14 protein-coding genes are annotated in these 18,898 nt (G+C 50.7%); 11 read left to right on the top strand and 3 right to left on the bottom strand.

The window, feature by feature from the left end:
• Window positions 1-144: 144 nt before the first annotated feature.
• The 4 genes from BUB16_RS09290 to BUB16_RS09275 all read left to right on the top strand — a co-directional run bounded on the left by BUB16_RS09290 (window position 145) and on the right by BUB16_RS09275 (window position 4,614).
• Window positions 145-960 (top strand): helix-turn-helix transcriptional regulator, encoded by an 816-nt coding sequence (locus tag BUB16_RS09290; RefSeq protein WP_073062751.1) that lies wholly within the window; start codon window positions 145-147, stop codon window positions 958-960.
• A gap of 103 nt (window positions 961-1,063) precedes the next feature.
• The gene (locus BUB16_RS21080; protein WP_084088154.1) at window positions 1,064-1,876 is read left to right on the top strand and encodes a VOC family protein; all 813 of its coding nucleotides are present in this window, start codon (window positions 1,064-1,066) and stop codon (window positions 1,874-1,876) included.
• 497 nt (window positions 1,877-2,373) lie between these two features.
• Window positions 2,374-3,855, top strand: coding sequence for a diadenylate cyclase (locus BUB16_RS09280; protein ID WP_073062748.1), 1,482 nt, complete (start codon window positions 2,374-2,376; stop codon window positions 3,853-3,855).
• Between the two features lie 69 nt (window positions 3,856-3,924).
• The gene (locus BUB16_RS09275; protein WP_084088153.1) at window positions 3,925-4,614 is read left to right on the top strand and encodes an SIMPL domain-containing protein; all 690 of its coding nucleotides are present in this window, start codon (window positions 3,925-3,927) and stop codon (window positions 4,612-4,614) included.
• 286 nt (window positions 4,615-4,900) lie between these two features.
• On the opposite strand, the gene BUB16_RS09265 is transcribed toward BUB16_RS09275, so the two are convergent.
• Window positions 4,901-5,539 carry an arylesterase gene (locus BUB16_RS09265; RefSeq protein WP_073062742.1) on the bottom strand — a complete coding sequence of 213 codons (639 nt, stop codon included), beginning with the start codon at window positions 5,537-5,539 and terminating at the stop codon, window positions 4,901-4,903.
• Window positions 5,540-5,801: 262 nt separating this feature from the next.
• Here BUB16_RS09265 and BUB16_RS09260 point away from each other — a divergent pair, with 262 nt between their 5' ends.
• The 7 genes from BUB16_RS09260 to BUB16_RS09230 all read left to right on the top strand — a co-directional run bounded on the left by BUB16_RS09260 (window position 5,802) and on the right by BUB16_RS09230 (window position 15,457).
• Entirely contained in the window at window positions 5,802-6,524 is a 723-nt protein-coding gene (locus tag BUB16_RS09260) for an ABC transporter ATP-binding protein (protein WP_170864340.1), read from the top strand.
• A gap of 30 nt (window positions 6,525-6,554) precedes the next feature.
• On the top strand, window positions 6,555-9,104 hold the full coding sequence (locus BUB16_RS09255; protein ID WP_073062739.1) for an ABC transporter permease: 2,550 nt from the start codon (window positions 6,555-6,557) through the stop codon (window positions 9,102-9,104).
• A gap of 315 nt (window positions 9,105-9,419) precedes the next feature.
• On the top strand, window positions 9,420-10,103 hold the full coding sequence (locus BUB16_RS09250; protein ID WP_073062736.1) for a YiaD family glycine zipper/OmpA-like lipoprotein: 684 nt from the start codon (window positions 9,420-9,422) through the stop codon (window positions 10,101-10,103).
• Between the two features lie 287 nt (window positions 10,104-10,390).
• Window positions 10,391-11,497, top strand: a complete 1,107-nt coding sequence (gene corA / locus BUB16_RS09245; RefSeq protein ID WP_073062918.1) for a magnesium/cobalt transporter CorA — start codon at window positions 10,391-10,393, stop codon at window positions 11,495-11,497.
• A gap of 50 nt (window positions 11,498-11,547) precedes the next feature.
• Window positions 11,548-12,441 carry a universal stress protein gene (locus tag BUB16_RS09240; RefSeq protein WP_073062733.1) on the top strand — a complete coding sequence of 298 codons (894 nt, stop codon included), beginning with the start codon at window positions 11,548-11,550 and terminating at the stop codon, window positions 12,439-12,441.
• A 2-nt stretch (window positions 12,442-12,443) separates the two neighbouring features.
• Window positions 12,444-13,430 carry an endonuclease/exonuclease/phosphatase family protein gene (locus tag BUB16_RS09235; protein WP_073062730.1) on the top strand — a complete coding sequence of 329 codons (987 nt, stop codon included), beginning with the start codon at window positions 12,444-12,446 and terminating at the stop codon, window positions 13,428-13,430.
• Between the two features lie 212 nt (window positions 13,431-13,642).
• Entirely contained in the window at window positions 13,643-15,457 is a 1,815-nt protein-coding gene (locus BUB16_RS09230; protein WP_073062727.1) for an SLC13 family permease, read from the top strand.
• A 386-nt stretch (window positions 15,458-15,843) separates the two neighbouring features.
• On the opposite strand, the gene BUB16_RS09225 is transcribed toward BUB16_RS09230, so the two are convergent.
• Together BUB16_RS09225 and rnz are read right to left on the bottom strand one after the other, a co-directional pair.
• Window positions 15,844-17,628 carry an ABC transporter ATP-binding protein gene (locus BUB16_RS09225; protein ID WP_073062724.1) on the bottom strand — a complete coding sequence of 595 codons (1,785 nt, stop codon included), beginning with the start codon at window positions 17,626-17,628 and terminating at the stop codon, window positions 15,844-15,846.
• 12 nt (window positions 17,629-17,640) lie between these two features.
• The gene (rnz, locus tag BUB16_RS09220; RefSeq protein WP_073062720.1) at window positions 17,641-18,873 is read right to left on the bottom strand and encodes a ribonuclease Z; all 1,233 of its coding nucleotides are present in this window, start codon (window positions 18,871-18,873) and stop codon (window positions 17,641-17,643) included.
• Between the last annotated feature and the right edge of the window lie 25 nt (window positions 18,874-18,898).

Below are 18,898 nucleotides of genomic sequence, written 5' to 3'. Positions count from 1 at the left end.
AAGAGACCTTTTGCGTTACCTCATAGAAAAAATGAACGAACATACCCTCTCTTGCAGTTTTCCCTTTTAGGTACAATATTGGGGAACATACATTATACCACCACCTAAAAATCATCTAACTGATGTTAAAAAAATCCCCTCTGCATGGCGGAATACGAATACATACCGAACGGACCGATTTCTTCCTATGTAAAATTCATCTGGATCAGTGACAATTATACTCCGGCGAGTTCCCGGGAGCGGTTATTGCCGAATGGCTCCTCTCAGCTGATCATCAATATGGGACACCAAAAATTTCGTCACTTTGATACGGCTGATTCTCCTACAGAGAAAGAGTATGACCCTGCTGTAATCACGGGCATTCATACTCACAATATCTTCCTGGACTCCCACTCCCGCATTTCAACCATAGGTGCGGTCTTTCGTCCGGGTGCTCTTTCGGCCCTGTTTAATACACCGGCCCATGCATTCACAAACGATGTTATCTCACTCCAGGACCTGGTGGGCTCGCAGGTACCCGCACTGCGAGAGCGGCTCATCGAAACAGCATCTGCAGAAGCACAATGCAAGCTGCTCGAGACCTTTTTATCCCGGCGCCTTGACACATCCTTTCAACCTAATCCGGCCGTTATCTATTCCGTTGCGCAGCTGAATAACAAAAACGGGACGCCCCGCATTGCCGAAATCCGGGATAAGATCGGCTACAGCCGGCGCCATTTTTCCGGGCTTTTTAAGCAAATAGTGGGCATTACGCCCAAGCAGTATGCCAAAATACGCCGTTTCCAGCACACTCTCACGCTCATGCACCAGCGCAACATCCGGGATTGGGCGGAAGTTGCGCTTGCCGGCGGTTACTACGACCAGCCGCATTTTAACCGGGATTTCAAGCGTCTTTCCGGCATTTCGCCCACGGAATATTACCGGAACCAGGGAGACGCTAAGAACCACGTGCCGGCATAAGCCGTTTTATCTCCCATTTATACAATAGGGATCCCCCCGGCCCCGCTATATTGGAAATGAACATTCACAGGTAAGCAAAAACAACAAACAGGGGAACACTGTTATGAAGAAAACAACTATCCGTTATATCGTAGATGATGTGGAATCGGCAATTGACTTTTATACCAACCTGCTGGGGTTTGAGCTCCGGATGCATCCCGCCCCGGGTTTCGCAGCCCTTGAAAAAGAGGGACTCCGGCTTTTGCTGAATCAGCCGGGAGCGGGCGGTGCGGGACAGGATATGCCCGACGGACAGTCGCCGGAACCGGGCGGATGGAACCGCATGCAGCTTGAGGTCGATGATCTGGCATCGTTTTATGCCGACTTACAGGAAAAAGGGGGCTCTTTTCGAAATGACATCGTGGAAGGCGAAGGGGGGAAACAGGTACTTCTGCTGGACCCTTCAGGGAACCCGATAGAGCTGTTTGAACCGGCCCGGGAAAAAGCGGTACGTCCCATTCCCGAGGGCTATCACACGATCACCCCTTATCTGATTGTCGATGGTGCCCAGGCGTTTATCGATTTTTTGCAGGAAGCGTTCAACGCGCAGGTGGAATCCATGATGAAGTCCGATGACGGACTAATACGGCACTCTGCGCTACGAATCGGGGATTCGCACCTCATGGTATCCAGCAGTACCAAGGACTATCCCCCCACCACCTTTATGCTTCATCTGTATGTCAGGGATGTGGACGCAACCTACGAACAGGCCATCGGGGCCGGGGGAGCATCCCTCCGCGAGCCCACCGATGAATTTTACGGGGATCGCTCCGCCGGTATCAGGGATCAATGGGACAACCAGTGGTGGATGGCGACCCATATAGAGGATGTTTCGGAGGAAGAGTTGAAAAGGCGTGAACAGGAAATGTCCCGCTAAGCGACCGCCCGAAAGTACTGTTTGCTGCTGCCTCATTTCTCTGATTCCAAATATATAAACGCATAAAAAAGCATTAATCCGTTAAGCACGGATAGTATTTTATTCCATAAATCTTTTTATTATTCAATAGTCCGTTATATGATTAACTGATCTCCAGCGTGCCAGCGGGGCATTCATTCCCTCAGCATCTTTAAAAGGCACTGCAAAACCATATTTTCAGGCCTTGGGGGATCCTAAAAACCATTGGGAACCAAACACACAATGCGATATATAATGAAATAGGGCATTAGTGCTATATCCCGGAAATAAATAATTTTTAGCGTATCTTGTCTGGCCGGGTTTATATAATATATTAGAACAACTAAGATTGACAAGCTTTGGTGATATCCGCATAAAGGGATTGCTTTCAGCCCTTTCAAAGTTTCGTGTGACACCGGATTCGGCTTGCTTGCAGAAAACATGTTAAGCATTTCATAACTATTAACGGGGAAACCACCTTGATCGAGCCTGCTTTTATAGTATTGCAAAATATCCAGGATACCTTTTATACCTTCCTTCAAAATATCCGTATTGTCGATCTGCTGGATATTATTATCATCTCCTCTTTTCTCTACATCGTACTGAACTGGCTGCGCCAAAGTGCCTCGCGCCGCAATTTATTTAGTTTTTTAGTGATATTGATTGTGTATGTCATCGCCCGCTTAACCGGGATGTATCTCACGGAACTGCTTATAGAGGGACTTTTCGTTATCATTCTGATCGGTATTATCGTGGTATTCCAATCTGATATGCGACGGATCATCGACCGCATCAGCAACTGGCGGTTTTTTGACATCTCTCAGCCCGATTCCACGGATATTTCAAGCAGCATCATTACCGAAGCGGTCGCCAAGATGGCGGATCAGCGAACAGGGGCCCTCATTGTTCTCAAAGGCAGGGAAGACTGGGACCGGCATGTTCACGGCGGCATCGAGCTCGACGGCAAGATCACGATCCCGCTGCTGCACAGCATCTTTAATACCAGCGCTCCCGGTCACGATGGAGCGGTGCTCAGTGACGGACAGCGAATTTTAAAGTTTGGGGTCCACCTGCCCCTTTCGACCAATTTATACAAACTCTCGCGCGGCGGCACGCGGCACACGGCTGCGCTGGGACTTTCGGAAAAATGTGACGCTCTGGTGATCGTGGTTTCGGAAGAACGGGGGACCATCAGCATTGCCCGCAACGGCCAGATCAGACAGCTGGAATCCCACAGCGATCTCAAGAAACATCTCGATGATTTTTGGGCCGAATATTATCAGTCAAGCGCAACATCCTACAAACAATGGGGCGAACGCCGCAGCCTGAAGACCGCACTGGCCGCCGGCAGCCTGGCTTTTATCCTGTGGCTTTCCTTTGCCTATCCCTCGGAGACCGTATATCGAACGTATGCCGTGCCCATTGAATACAGCAACCTGGAATCCACCCCTTATGCTCTCCAGGATACGGTGCCGCTGGAAGCGCGGCTTACCCTCTCTGGATCCGAGCAGGCCTTTCGTACCTTCGAACCCTCGGACCTGGTGATATCGTTTGACCTGTCCTCCGAGGAGGTCGAAGACCTTGAACTCGATATCGACAGCGACAATATCAACCTGCCGGCAGGCTTGCAGTTTTTCGAAGCTACTCCCCCTGCCCTCCAGCTTAAGAAACAATACTTTGTCCCTGCAGAAGTCCCGGTAAAAGTGCCTGTGAGCGGCACCATAGCAGAGCACCTGCAATTTCAGTCTGCCGTCCCCTCTCCAGAAACCGTAACCGTGTTGGTAGATACCGCTTCCGCATCAATCGATTCGGTTCTGACCGAACCCGTGGATCTAAGCCAAATTGAGGGACAGACCGTACAACAAAAAGCTCTCCAGCTGGAAGGCGACTCATTTCGCCTGCCGGAACAAACCTCCCCCAATATCAGGGTAACTATCAACGTGCGTAAAATTCCATCATAATTCTTTAAGGTTCCCAGCGTTTGATAGTTATAACGGCTTCCATTAAAATATTCATAAAACCTATTTGTTATGAGAACTCTTTCCTTACTGCTGGCCCTTTTTCTTGTTACCGGCGCAATTCAGGCTCAAGATAACGCTATCTCCATTCATTCCTCGGCATCCGTTGAACTCCCGGCCGATCGCATTGCTTTTAATATTAATCTGAATGCCGAGGCAACGAATCCCCAGGAAGCCTTTGACCTGCACAAGGAGCGGGAGGAAGTACTGCTTGAACTTCTGAAAAAACATCAGATTGAAGAAGAGAACATCGATTTTGAACCGATTGCCATCTCCCGCACCAATGTCCACCGCCAGGACCAGGAGTCCCGCATCCGCACGCGCCAGAGCGTCACGCTCACGCTTTCGGATTTTGACCGGTATGAAGAGATACAGGTCGCTTTAATCGAAAGTGGATATGATGAATTCAACGGTAATTTTGTATCGTCTAAGGCTGAATCGGGAAAAGACGAAGCCCTCAGGCAGGCTTTGAAGACCGCCCGTGAAAAAGCGGAGCTGATTGCCAAAGAAAGCGACCTGCAACTGGACGGCATTCAATCGATTGACTTTTCCTATAACCAGTCGCCGCCCCGCCCGATGATGGAGATGGCCGCTTTTCAGCAGGACCGGTCGCAGAGCAGCCTCATCTCGGAATACGGGCAGTCGGTAAGCGTCTCTGCCAGCGTATCGGTCAAATACAACTTCCGTCCCCTCGAAAACTGAAAAAACTTCTGAACCACTCCGGCCGACTTGCACCCCGGGGAGCTTGTCACCTATTTTAGCATTTTTACTATCATAAGAAGCCTTTGCATAACCGTTCCTTTGACCGATATCGGCGTTATCGGTCGGTTGAAATGCTCATATATGGGGAAAAATGCTCCGGGGCAACCTCCCTGAGGCCTTGAACAAAATTCCTGGTTTTTAAAGGCTTCCATAAAACCATCCGGCCTCGCAAAGTCAGGGAAAGGCCGGCGGGTGCACACCGAAAGGGGTTGGGGGGGCTCCTTCTTCATCCCTCCGACCGTTTCTGCCGGAGAATCGGTTTCAGGACCTCCCAGACATTTTTCGCCACCACTTTATGTCCCTCTGCAGTGGGATGAATCCCATCCGATTGATTTAACTCGTCGTTGCCTCCCACGCCCTCCAGCAGAAAAGGAATGAGCTCCGCCTTGTTCTGCTCTGCCAGTGCCGGATAGATCTCCCTGAACGCACCGGTATAATCCGAGCCCAGGTTGGGCGGCACCTGCATGCCGGCCAGTACAATGGCAGCATCCGGGTATTTTGCCCGAACCTTGTTCATAATCATTTGCAAATTACGTTTGGTAACCTCCGGATCAATACCCCTCAGTCCGTCATTGCCCCCCAGCTCAAGGACAAATACGGATACCGGCTGACGCAGCATCCAGTCGATACGCCGAAGTCCCCCGGAGGAGGTCTCCCCGCTGAGTCCCCCGTTGATTGCCTGGAAGTTCCATCCTAATGAATCAATTTTTTGCTGAATAAGGGCGGGAAAAGCCTCCTGCTTGTCAATCCCGTGTCCCGCCGTAATGCTGTCGCCGAAGAAAAGGATCCGGGAGGGATCCTCCTGGGCGGAAGCGGGCAAAGAGAACAGAAGAAGCGTAACAAAAAATGTTAAAAATCGTTTCATTAATCTGTTAATACGTTTTTAAAAGTTATCTTTGAATAATCAGGAAACGATTTTCACCGCAGAATGATTCATTGACCTGTAGCTATTCCAGCGCTTACAAAAAGGCAACCGGGGCACATAGGTGCTTCGCCCATAACAGCTGTATTCAGTCGCCGGGATTGGACTCAGCACGGTTTAACAAGTAGCACAATTAACAAACGTATATATTCAACCATTATTCCGCAGTATCACTGTTCACTAACTAATTTCCAGTATTATTTTTATGGATTCAAATCCCATTTTAGAAGTTTCCGATCTTACCCAGCAATTCAGAAGCGGCGACCGGCAGCTTACCGTTCTTGACCATATTTCTTTTTCGGTGGAAGAAGGTACGACCTGCTCGATCGTAGGTCCCTCCGGCAGCGGAAAGACTACGCTATTGGGACTGTGTGCCGGTCTGGACCGGCCCACTGCAGGGGAGGTCACTTTAAACGACATCCCGCTGGGCCCGCTTAGTGAGGATGAACGTGCGGAAGTACGAAATAAGTATGTGGGATTTGTCTTTCAGACCTTTCAGCTGGTCCCCACCCTTACCGCCTTGGAAAACGTAATGGTGCCGCTGGAATTGCGGGGCGTCAAAACGGCCGAAGTTAAAGAGGATGCCCGGCAGCTGCTTGCGGAAGTCGGACTGGAAGAACGCCTGCATCATTATGCTACCCAGCTTTCGGGAGGCGAGCAGCAACGCGTGGCTATTGCCCGGGCGTTCATCAACAAGCCGAAAATCCTTTTTGCCGACGAGCCCACCGGTAACCTCGATACCGAAACGGGGGGCACCATCGAAAAGCTACTCTTTGACCTGAACACCATCAACGGGACTACGCTGATACTGGTAACCCACGACCTGTCGCTTGCCGAGCAGTGCCGGCGGACAATCCATCTGAAAAACGGGGCGATCGAACGGGACGAACGGACCGGTCAGCCCAAAATGGACCAAGTTAACCGATAACGCGCCGAGCCCTTACAACCATACAAACTTATGTTCACATTTTTTTCAAGCTGGTCGTGGAAGATGGCCTGGCGCGATGCGCGCTCTAATAAAAAGCGATTATTCGTATATATTTCAGCTATCATCATCGGGGTAGCCGCCCAGGTAGCCATCACCTCCTTCAGGGACAGTCTCAACACTACCATCAACAACCAGTCCAAAGAACTGCTTGGGGCCGATCTCGAGATTGAGACCGAACAGCCTTTCCCCGACACCCTGCGATTATATGCTGAGTCCCTGGGCGGGGAGCAGGCCACCATAACGGAATTTCCCTCTATGGTCTTTTTCCCAGGGAACGGGGCTACCCGGCTCTCTAATATCCGCGCTCTCGAAGGCAACTTTCCTTTTTACGGGATCCTGGAAACCCGGCCGTCCGAAGCGGCTCAGCAGTTCAAGACCGATTCCTCGGCACTGGTAGACCAGACCCTTTTAACGCAGTTCGGTCTTTCCGTCGGGGACTCCGTCAAGGTCGGGGAAGTCACTTTTCCCATCGGCGGGGCGATTACCAAAGTGCCGGGCGAGGCGGCCGCAGCTTCTATGGTTGGCCCACGCGTCTTTATCCCGCAGACCCTGCTGGACTCCACCAGGCTGGTCCAGCGCGGCAGCCGGATCGAATACAAGCGTTACTTCAAATTCGACGACAACCGCGATTTGGAGCCGATCGAGGCAAAGCTTGATTCCCTGGAAGACCATCTCCGTATTGATATCGACTATGAGACCGTCGAAGAACGCCGGGAAGAGATCGGGGAGGCGGTCGGCAACCTCGGTAAATTCCTGAATTTGGTCGGCTTCATTGCCCTTCTGCTGGGCGGCATCGGGGTTGCCAGCTCCATACACGTCTACATCAACCAGAAGATCAGTACCGCCTCGGTGCTCCGCTGTTTCGGGGCGTCGTCCGACCAAACGATGAGTATCTTTTTGATCCAGTCGGTCATCCTCGGCTTTCTGGGCGCCCTATCGGGTACCCTCCTGGGGGTTGGCCTGCAGTACCTGCTCCCGGCCCTGGTCAGCGATTTTCTGCCGGTGGATGTCGAGCTAACCGTTTCGTGGTTTTCTATCGGACTCGGACTCTTTACCGGTACCGGCGTGGCCCTTGCGTTTGCGCTCATGCCGCTGCTGGCGCTCCGCAAGGCCTCTCCCCTGTACGCCCTGCGCACCCTCGAGGAATCCATCACCTCCCTCCTCTCTCACAAGGTGAAATTCCTGATTTATGGCGTTATCGTACTCACCGTCTTCGGCTACGCAACGCTGCTGACCGAAAGCTGGAGGGTCGGGGGACTCTTTACCCTGGGTATGATTGCGGCTTTTGGGCTGCTTTTGCTGGTGGCCCGGCTCCTGATGAAGCTCGTGAGGCGCTATTTCCCTTCTCACTGGCCGTACGTATGGCGCCAGGGACTGGCGAACCTCTACCGTCCCAACAACCAGACAGCTACGCTGATGCTTTCACTGGGACTCGGCATGCTGCTGGTCAGTACGCTGTACTTCAGCCAGGATATGCTGATGGAGGAGCTGGACTTCGCCACCCGCGATGACGCCCCCAACCTGATCTTTTTTGATATTCAGCCCGACCAGAATGAGGGACTCAATCAGCTGCTCGAAGAAGAGGGGTTGCCTATCCTTCAGAATGTCCCCATGGTAACGATGCGGCTGGACTCACTGAGGGGACGCAGCACAAGGGCGATCGCGGAAGACACCACCAGTGAGGTCCGCGGCTGGGCCCTGCAGCGGGAATATCGCTCTACCTACCGTGATTCACTGGTCGATTCCGAAACGCTGCTCAAAGGAGAGTGGATCGGGACGGCCGACCCTTCCCGGGGCGCCGTACCCGTTTCGGCCGCCCAGGAGATTGCCGAGGATCTGGAGCTTGAAATCGGGGACTCACTGACGTTTGATGTGCAGGGCGTGCCCGTGCAGGCGTATGTGGGAAGTATCCGCGAAGTGGACTTCCGGCGGGTACAGCCCAACTTCTTCATGCTCTTCCCCGCAGGCGTGCTGGAACAGGCTCCGCAGATATTTGTGACGGTCACCCGCACACCCAACCGGGAGGTTGCGGCCGGGACCCAGCAGGCTATGGTACAGGACTACCCCAATGTTTCCGCCATTGATGTAAGCCGTATCCTGGAAACCATCAACCGGTTTATTGACGACATCTCTTTTGCCATCCAGTTTATGGCGCTTTTCAGCATTCTGACCGGGCTCATCGTGCTGGCCAGTTCGGTTGCCACCAGTCATTTTCAGCGGGTCAGGGAAAGCGTGCTGCTTCGTACCATGGGAGCCAGCAAAAAACAGATTATCGGTATTCTTTCGGTGGAGTACCTGTTCCTCGGGCTCCTTTCCGCCTTGACCGGACTCATTCTATCGCTGAGTGCCAGCTGGCTGCTGGGATACTTCTATTTTGACATTGTCTTTGTGCCCAACTTCTGGGTGATCGTCATTGGTACGATGCTGATCACCGGACTGACCATCCTTATCGGCATGCTCAACAGCCGGAGTATCTACAGACGAACTCCCCTCGAAGTATTACGCACAGAAACAACCTGACTGATTGTTGCCTACGGGTTACCAGTTATTCGCAGCCGGATGTCCGTCCCTGAAATAGCTTGACCGTTATTACTAATTCAAATTAAAAACACAACAGGGATATTGCCTATGCCTGCATTGGACTGACTGTTATTATTGATTGTTGGTTTAGATTAAAACTACAATAAGAATAGACAGGAGTGGTGGCTCCTGTACCGAATCTTTTTGGAATCCCTCACACATAATCTTTGTATTAAACAACAGGCATGGAACATCTGGTCACTTTTGATCTATAATGCACTGTTCCGTTTTTAATTCAAATAAGTTCCAAGAGTTATGACAATATTTAAAAAAGGTACAGCAATTATCGTTTGTATTGGTTTAATGGGTTTAATGTTTCAGGGATGTAAAAACTGGAGCAAAACTGCTAAAGGTGGCGCTGCCGGTGCTGGTGCAGGGGGACTGGCAGGGGCCGTTATCGGTAAAGCCGCCGGCAATACCGTAACCGGTGCCATTATTGGCGCTGCTGTGGGCGGAGCGGCCGGCGCGGCCATTGGTAATTATATGGATCGCCAGGCGGAAGAGATGGAAAGTGAACTGGAAAATGCCGAGGTTGAACGTGTGGGTGAAGGAATTAAAATTACGTTTGATTCCGGTATCCTCTTTGATTTCGACTCGTATGAACTCCGTTCCGCCTCCAGGGAAAATATAGAGGAGCTGTCCGATATTCTTCAAGACTATGAGAATACCGAGATCTTGTTTGCCGGCCACACCGACAGCCGGGGATCCGAAGAATACAACCAGCAGCTCTCCGAAGACCGGGCCAAAGCCGTAGCCAGCTATGCAGCGCAGCAGGGGGTGGCAAGTGATCGAATGATTATCACCGGTTTTGGCGAGGAAGACCCGGTAGCAGATAACAGCACCGAAGCGGGACGGCAGCAAAACAGGCGCGTTGAAATAGCCGTCTATGCCAATGAAGAGCTGAAGGAAAAAGCCAAAGATGGAGAATTGGGAGGCTGATGATTCGATAGAAGCCTTTGTAAATCCGTTCTTTTGCCCGATGACGACATTATCGGCCGGTTGAAGCCTCACATATGGGGAGGATATGCTTCGAGGGCAACCTCTCGGGGGCCTTGACCTTGAGCAAAATTCCCGGGTTTTCAAAAGCTTTCGAGAATATTCTCCCGGCCTTTGGTTTCGCAGGGCCCGTATCGTCAAAGGTACGGGCTTTTTTCTGTGATGCTTGGAAATACCTTTTGTCTTGTACATATTATAGCATCCCTCGGAATTCAAAGAGTATGGCAAGCATGGCAAAGCAATTTATACATCCCCTGTCCCGGCGCAAAAAAAATGGTTCCCAAAAACCCGGCACTGCTCCGGGTACCGTGGAATATATGGGTCAACAGAGAGTAGAGGAAGTACAAATTGCGCTCTATGATTACGACGAATCGCATGTAGACCGGCTTTCTGTTACCGATATCGAAGAGTGCCAGCCTTACCTGGAAAACCCGTCGAAAACCTGGATCAACGTCAACGGCCTGCATGATACGGAGAAGTTAAAATCCATCTGGTCTTTTTTTGAGCTGCATCCGCTCATCCAGGAAGATATTGTAAATACCGGGCAGCATCCTAAAATGGAGGTCTATGACAACTGCATCTTTTTCGTGTTGCGGATGTTCATGTATTCGAAGGAGCATAAAGCGCTCCATTCCGAACAGGTAAGTATTGTGCTGGGCCCCAACTATGTGCTGTCGTTTCTGGAGACGGACACCAATCATTTTCAGCCGATCCTGGATCGGCTCACTGTTCAAGGGGGACGTATGCGTACCCAGCCGGTCGATTACCTTGCCTATGCGCTGATCGATACGGTGGTTGATCACTATTTCACTGCCCTCGATCAAATCGGGGATACTATTTTACACATCGAGGAAGGATTGTTTGAAAACGACGAAGAAGATCTGCTGCACCAGATTCACAAAGTCAGGCAGGAAACGGCTCTCTTTCGCAAAGCAATCAGACCCCTGCGCGAGGCTCTAAATACGGCTATACGAGATGAATCTCCCCTGATATCCGATCACACCAAACTGTTCCTGCGGGATGTCTATGACCACATTATACAGGTAATCGATACCATGGAAAGTTACCGGGATATGGTCCTCAGCCTCCACGACCTGTATATGTCAAATATCAGCAACAGGATGAATGAAGTGATGAAGGTGCTGACGATTATCGCTACCATCTTCATCCCTCTTACCTTCATTGCGGGTATCTATGGAATGAACTTTAATCCCGAGGCCAGTCCCTATAATATGCCGGAACTCAATCTGTTTTGGGGATACCCGGCCTCTCTGGTATTGATGACTGTTATTGCTGTCGGCATGGTGTTTTATTTTAAACAAAAAGGATGGCTTTAGCCATTATTGATTCTTAACTTCCGTTAACCTCAATTTTTTATTATTACATTATGGAAAATATCAGGATTCTCGTGCCGCTCGACTTTTCCGAACTGAGCACCAGCGCCCTTCATTCGGCCCGGCAGATGGCCCGGCTGTTTGAGGGGACCATCACCCCTTTTCACTCATACCTGCCTCTTAGCGAGGTAGACGGCGGACCCTATATGTTCGGGGGTATGGGATCGACCGCGATTGACGATTACGAAGAAATTGAAACGGCCCTGCACAGCCGGCTGTCTGAGCTGGGGGAAGAAAATGTTGATCCCTCGCTCCTTACCAAACCCCTCATATCCATTGGCAACCCGGCCCAGGCTATTGTTGAGGAAGCCAAAGACTTTGACATGATTGTAATGTCCACGCACGGGCGTACCGGCTTTTCGCGCTTTTTTCTGGGATCCGTTGCGGAGAAAGTGTTGCGCATGTCACACCTGCCGGTGCTGATCGTCAATGAGGACCGGGAAGTTACAAACCTGAACCGAATTCTGCTTACGACTGATTTTTCAGATCATTCCAAGGCAGCATTCCCTTATGCCAAAGAGATAGCGCTAAAGGCAAATGCAAAGCTGGAGCTTATCAATATTTTTGCCTATGATCCCGAACACGACAGTAATCCCGACAAATCAAAAATTGAGCTTCGCAACCAGCGGCTTAAGATCCTGGCCAAAGAGGAGCTTCACGAACTCGACGACCTGATATCGACCAATGTGATTGTCTCTACGGATACCCCTCACGAGGCGATTCTCAACTACAACTCAGCCGACCCGTATGATCTCGTTGTTATGTCGACAGTGGGACGAACGGGCATCGACTACCTGATGATGGGCAGCACCACGGCGAATGTCGTACGCCATGTAAAAAGTCCGGTACTGAGTATTAATCCCAAGCAAGAGGCTGAAACTGAATAACGTTGAAGAACCGGACTATTTCGAGTATAAGCCCCCTCCTTTTTCTTACGGCCGTCCTGTTTTTATACAGCTGCGGTACCCCGGGTTATGAAGACGGGGAGGAAGATCGGCCGGAGGAAGAGATTCCTCAAACAGAGCCTGTAGCTCCTGACGGTATCCTTGAAACGGTAACATGGAATATTGAGTGGTACGGAGCAAACGATGACTTCCGGCAGACTAAAAATGCTGTCCGGGTGATGGATTCGCTGGATGCCGATCTTTTTGCTCTCCAGGAAATCCACAGCCGCGAAGCCCTCGCTACCCTGCTGGAACCACTTACCGGCTACCACGGGTTTACAGCCGGGCATGTCAGTAAGGGACAAAAAATGGCGTTTGTCTATAACATCCATACCATTGATTCTGTGGAGGCCGGGGCAATTACGGATGTGCGGGAGGAATACCGGCAAGACTGGAACTATTTCTGGGCTAACGGGCGGACGCCCCTGTATTTCCGGTTTGACTACACCTTTGAGGAAACGACTGTTGAATGTTATGCTGTTGTCGTTCACGGCAAAGCGAATACAGCCGATTACGGGGAATCCTATAAGCGACGGCAGCGGGCGGCAGAGGGACTCTTTTATTACCTGATGGATGAGAAACCCCGTGCCGGCATTATCCTGCTCGGCGACTACAACGATGATGTGGATGAATCGCTTTACTACCATGAGCCCGGTAATTTTGCTGAAACGCCCTATGACGAATTTATAGAACACGCCCAACACTTTGAGGTGATCACTCGTGTTCTTTCCACCGATAAAGAATCCTCATCCCTTAACTATATGGAGGAAGGCAACCTCATCGATCATATTACCGTTAGTGACGAGCTCTTCCCTTTTTATATGGACGAAAGTGTTGCGGTCTATGATGCCCCGCTTGATTATATTTCAGAATTTGAATCTACCACCTCTGACCACCTGCCCGTCTGGGCAAAGTTTGATATAGTGCGATAATCCGGCTGACGTTTTGGGAATTACTCCGGTACCATTAAGAGATGATCGATCGGTTTAAAAAAAACTGTACGGACCACAGGATTTTTTACTATGTTTTAGCCGGCTTCTATGTTCGTTTTAAAACCATAACACAAAAAAACTTGCGCAAGCCTATGTTCGTCATATGAACTTAATCGTACCAAACCAACCAGGATAAACTTACGCTGTTTTCAATGGGATTTGATCAATTACTGATTTTAGGAGTACTGTTTCTTGCTTTTGTAGGGCTGGCCATTGACCTGTGGAGTCCCGATGCCGTACTGCTGACCGCTCTGGCTCTCGTGACGGTGAGCGGCGTCATTAGCCTGGACCAGGCGGTTGAAGGGTTTGGCAATACCACCCTGGTAGCCCTGGGGAGTTTATATGTTGTGGCAGCGGCACTGAGGGAAAGCGGGGCGCTGGACCGGGCGAGCGATTTTATCCTGGGCAAGGAAACCCGGAGCATACAACAGATTCTTTTGCGATTGTGTCCCAGTGTATCTGCCTATTCGGCTTTTCTGAATAACACGCCTGTGGTCGCTATGGGCATTCCTGCTATCCGAAGCTGGGGTCAGAAAAATAATATTCTGGTATCGAAACTGCTGATACCGCTTTCCTATGCGGCTATCCTCGGGGGACTCTGTACCCTGATCGGGACCAGTACCAACCTGATTACGCACGGGCTCCTGCTGAGCCATGGGTTTGAGGGACTTTCTTTCTTTGAGCTCGCCTGGGTGGGGGTTCCCTGTGCTGTTGCGGGACTTATTTATCTCATTTTTGTCTCTCCCCTCCTGACGCCCGCCCGCCGTGATATACGGTATGAAGAGGAACGAATACGGGAGCTGCTGGTGGAGCTCGAAATTACGGATGGCGCAGCCGTCATCGGGAAAACCATAGAGGAAGCCGGCCTGGGGAGTTTCCCCGGCTTTTACCTTTCACGGATTAACCGCAACGACCGTGAGATAGCTCCGGTCCCGGAAGATGAGCAACTCCGCGCCGGCGATCATCTTTTCTATGCTGCGGAAGGAGGCATAGCGGCAAAAGCTCCCGACCTTGACGATTTTCCCGGCCTCCGGCTTGCCCTTCAGCCCCCGAGAAACATTAAACGGGAAGAAAAAATGGACCGGGAACTTCACCAGGTGGTCATCAAAGAGGGATCCCGGCTGGTAGGATCCACCCTGGAAGAGGCAAAGCTCCTCGAACGGTTCGGAGCAGCGGTTACCGGTGTCCGCAGAAAAGGTAAGCGTATTGACCAGCCTCTGGGCGAATTCGTACTCCATGCCGGTGATCTTTTACTCCTTGACACCGGTCGTGCCTTCAGGGGCGCGTATGAGGATACCGAGGACTTTTTCCTGACCAGTGAAGCCGGCGGGGAAGCCCCCGGGGCCACAAAGGAAGCCAAAGAACACCGTCCCGGCGGAAAAGATCTCTATGTTTCCGTTGCCGTGTTAATCGGCATTATAACGCTGGTGACGCTCGGTACCCTTCACATAGCGCTGGCGGGCATTTTAGGCGTTGCGGTGTTGCTGGCGTTCAATGTTGTTGAAGCGGGGGAAGCCCGTAAATCAGTAGACTGGACGGTACTGATTGTGATCGGAGCCGCTATAGGTTTGGGCAGGGCCATGGAAGTCAGTGGCGCAGCCGAAATCATCGGCCGCTGGATGGTGGAGCTGACCAGCGCCTATGGTCCCCGGGCCGTGCTGGCCGGCGTGGTTATAGTGACTGCGATTATGACGGAGGTCATTACGAATAACGGTGCGGTCGCACTGATGTTTCCGATCGCTTTATCGGTTGCGGAAACACAAGGTGTGGAAGCCCGCGGCCTGCTCATAGCCATTACCCTGGTAGCATCGATGTCCCTGTTGACGCCCATCGGTTACCAGACAAACCTGATGGTATACGGTCCCGGTAACTACCGTTTTACCGACTTTTTCAAGGTGGGTTTTCCGCTGCAATTGGTTCTGTGGTCGATCGTAATCATCCTGATCCCCTTTATATGGCCGCTATAGCCTGGATTTCTCACAAGTATTTTGTTAAATATATCGTACCCCGTTCTTGGATAATGAGTTAAAGCAATATTAAGTCCTTGAAAAATAACAGGTTTTTTTCTACGAAACTTCTCCCTCAGCTGCGTTGAAGCTTAAATGGTTTGCTCAACGTATCCAGATACGTTTCCGCCACCATTCGTCCTTCGCCTTGCTGAGGAAAATATTTCTTGGTGAGAAATCCAGGTTAGACTCGCTTTGTTGAGGGAGGCTGTGAGCAAGTTGGCAGCTGACGGATAAAGGCTTCGGACGCCCCCATCTTCGTGGCAGGGATTAATTTGGTTAATGGCTAATTGGTATTTGATCCTTAGCCCTTACTTTTTACCGGAAATCCGGGAGATGCGTCGGCATCAGGCGGATTTGGTCGAGGGTACAAACTCATCCTTATACTGCAGTTCGTACAGCTTGCGGTAGATACCTCCCTCTTTTTGAAGCAGCTCTCCATGCGTTCCTTTTTCCCTGATCTCTCCCTTGTGCATCACCAGAATCTGGTCGGCCTCGTGAATGGTCGACAGCCGATGTGCAATGACGATGGACGTACGTCCCTCCATCAGCCGGTCACAGACCCGGTTGACAATATCCTCGGTCTCAGAATCCACACTTGAGGTGGCCTCATCCAGCACCAGGATCGTCGGATCGTATACCATCGCCCGGATAAAGCAGATCAGCTGGCGTTGTCCCATGGAAAGCGAAGCCCCGCGTTCACTCAGCTTGAAATTAAAGCCGCCGGGCAGCTTGTTGATGAACTGATCGGCCTCCACGCTCCGGGCCGTTTCAATGACTTTTTCTTCAGGGATGTCCGGGTTGCCCAGCGTAATATTTTCCATGATGGTACCCGAGAAGAGGGCGTTATCCTGTAGCACCAAAGCAAAGTTGGAGCGCAGTTCCTCCAGGGTGAGATCCTGAATATTCACCCCATCCAGAAAAATAGTTCCCCTGTTAATATCATAGAAACGCATCAGGAGGTTGATAATCGTTGACTTGCCGGCCCCGGTTGCTCCCACAATCGCTATGGTTTCGCCCGGATCTGCTTCGAAAGAAACATCCTTAAGCACGGTTTCCTCTTCGTTGTATCCGAACCAGACCTCCTCAAAGCGAATATGTCCCTCCGGCTCATCAATATGTCGCGGTTGCTCCGGATCGGTCACTTCATTGGAGGTGTCCATCACATCAAAAATACGCTCTGATGAAGCCAGTGCCGACTGCAGGGTATTAAACTTTTCCGAGAGTCCCCGGATGGGCCGGAAAAAGTCGCGTACGTATTGCACGAACGCCAGCAGGACACCAAAGGTTACCTGGTCCATGACCGCACGTCCCCCGCCGTACCAAATGACCAGGGCCATGGCCAGGCTTGCGATTATTTCTACAGCGGGCCAAAAGATGGCAAAATAAAAAATAGTATCCAGGTAGGCGCCTTTGTAGCTGCTGTTGATATCCCTGAACTTGCTGCGCTGTCGCTCCTCTTTGTTGAAGAGCTGTACCACGGCCATCCCGTTGATATGTTCCTGAACAAATGAGTTAAGCCGTGCGATCTGATCGCGAACATCCAAAAAGGAAACGCGCACTTTGGCCTTGAACAAAAAAGTGGCATAAAACAACAGGGGAAGTACCGAGATCGCCACAAGCGAGAGCTCCCAGCTCATGCTGAACATAAAGTACAGGATGAAGAAAATACGGAACATATCGCCCATAATATTAACGACCCCGTCACTCAGCAGATCGCTGAGGGCCTCAATATCACTGGTGGTACGCGTAATCAAACGGCCGATGGGATTCCTGTCAAAAAACTGGACGTGCATCGACTGAATTTTTTTAAAGACCGCATTGCGCAGGTTATAAAGCGTACCCTGTCCGAACCAGCGAGTCAGGTAAGTATTAATAACCAGTAAAATAAATTCACCGACCAGAGCTCCGAACAGCAGCACAATTATCCACAGCAGCCCCTCGAAGTCATTGTTCGCGATATAATCATCAACCGCAACCTGTGTCAGTTTCGGGCGTATGGTCCCCAGGAAGGAAGCCCCGAGGGTCAGCATTATGCCCAGAACGACATACCAGCGGTAGGGTTTGATAAATTGATAAAGCCGCCGAAGCAGGTGTGAATCGACGGCATTATCGGTCTGCTTGTTGCTCACACTCCTATGGATTTAGAATCGGTCGAAATCGTCAAAGGGAGTACGGGGGGTAATTTGCTTGGGTTTTCGTTCATTATTATTGTTTTTGTTCCCTCCGTTTCCTCCATTGTTTTTATTGTTAGAGCTTCGCGATTTCCCGCTTCGTTTCTTACTGCTTTTTCGGCTCCGGCGTTTCTTTCCCGGCGAGTTTTTCCGTTTACGCATGCGACGCTTTTTCTTGCCGCTGCTGCGTTTTTTCCGTTTAGAACCCTTATTCTTATTGCTGTTATTATTGTCCCGGTTGATCTCCTTAATATAGACTTTAGGCTTGATGATCCCTTTTTCGTGGGCTGGATCGGTAAAGATCGGCCGCAATTCAGTCGCCACCCAGGTAGGAAAGAAATCATCCCGGGCTTCACGCAACAGCACATACTCGTTGGTATAGCGAGCAGAGAAATGGGTAATGACCAGAAGCTTTGTTTTGGCCTCATTGGCAACCCGTGCGGCATCCTTGGCCGTGGAATGTCCGGTCTCTTCGGCTTTATCGGAAAGGCTGTCGCTAAAGGTAGCCTCATGGATGAGCACATTGGTATTTTTAGCCAGCCTCACCGAATTGGGACAGTATTTGGTATCGGTAATATAAGCAAAACTATCACCGGGACGGGGATGACCCACAATATCCGCGGACTTAACCACGGTGCCGTCTTCCAGTTCAACATCTATACCGGCTTTAAGATCTTTATACTGCCAATCTTCGCTTATTCCCTGCTTCTGAGCTTTCTCGGCATCAACTTTGCCCGGGAGATCTTTCTCCTGCAGGCGGTAGCCGATGCAAAACTTGGTATGATTAAGAGGACGCGCTTCTACATAGTAATCATCGGTATCGACGACCCGCTCTTCCTCAAAGTCCTCCTCAACTTCAACATATTCGATTTCGTAGTTCAGGTTGATATTGGAAAACTCAAAATTCCATTCTACAAAATCTTTTATTCCGGTGGGACCCACCAGTGTTATGGGGCGGTCGCGCCGTTGTAGCTGCAGGGTCGACAGCAGCCCAATCAGGCCGGAATAATGATCCGTATCAAAGTGAGATATAAAGATATAGTCAATCTGAGAACGTTTTAGTCCTCCTTGTAACATTCGCATTTGGGCATTTTCCCCACAATCGAACAAGAAAACGCTGCCTTCTCTCCAGACGGCGATGGATGATAAATGTCGGGTTGCTGTCGGGGTTGCTGATGCAACACCCAAAGGTACAATAATCATGATTTCTACTCCTGTTTTTTTAAAT

It is taken from the genome of Fodinibius roseus (assembly GCF_900129315.1).
In the GTDB taxonomy this organism is placed as follows: domain Bacteria; phylum Bacteroidota; class Rhodothermia; order Balneolales; family Balneolaceae; genus Fodinibius; species Fodinibius roseus.
Note: the sequence above shows the minus strand (reverse complement) of the source record. Positions and strands in the feature narration are given on the sequence as shown.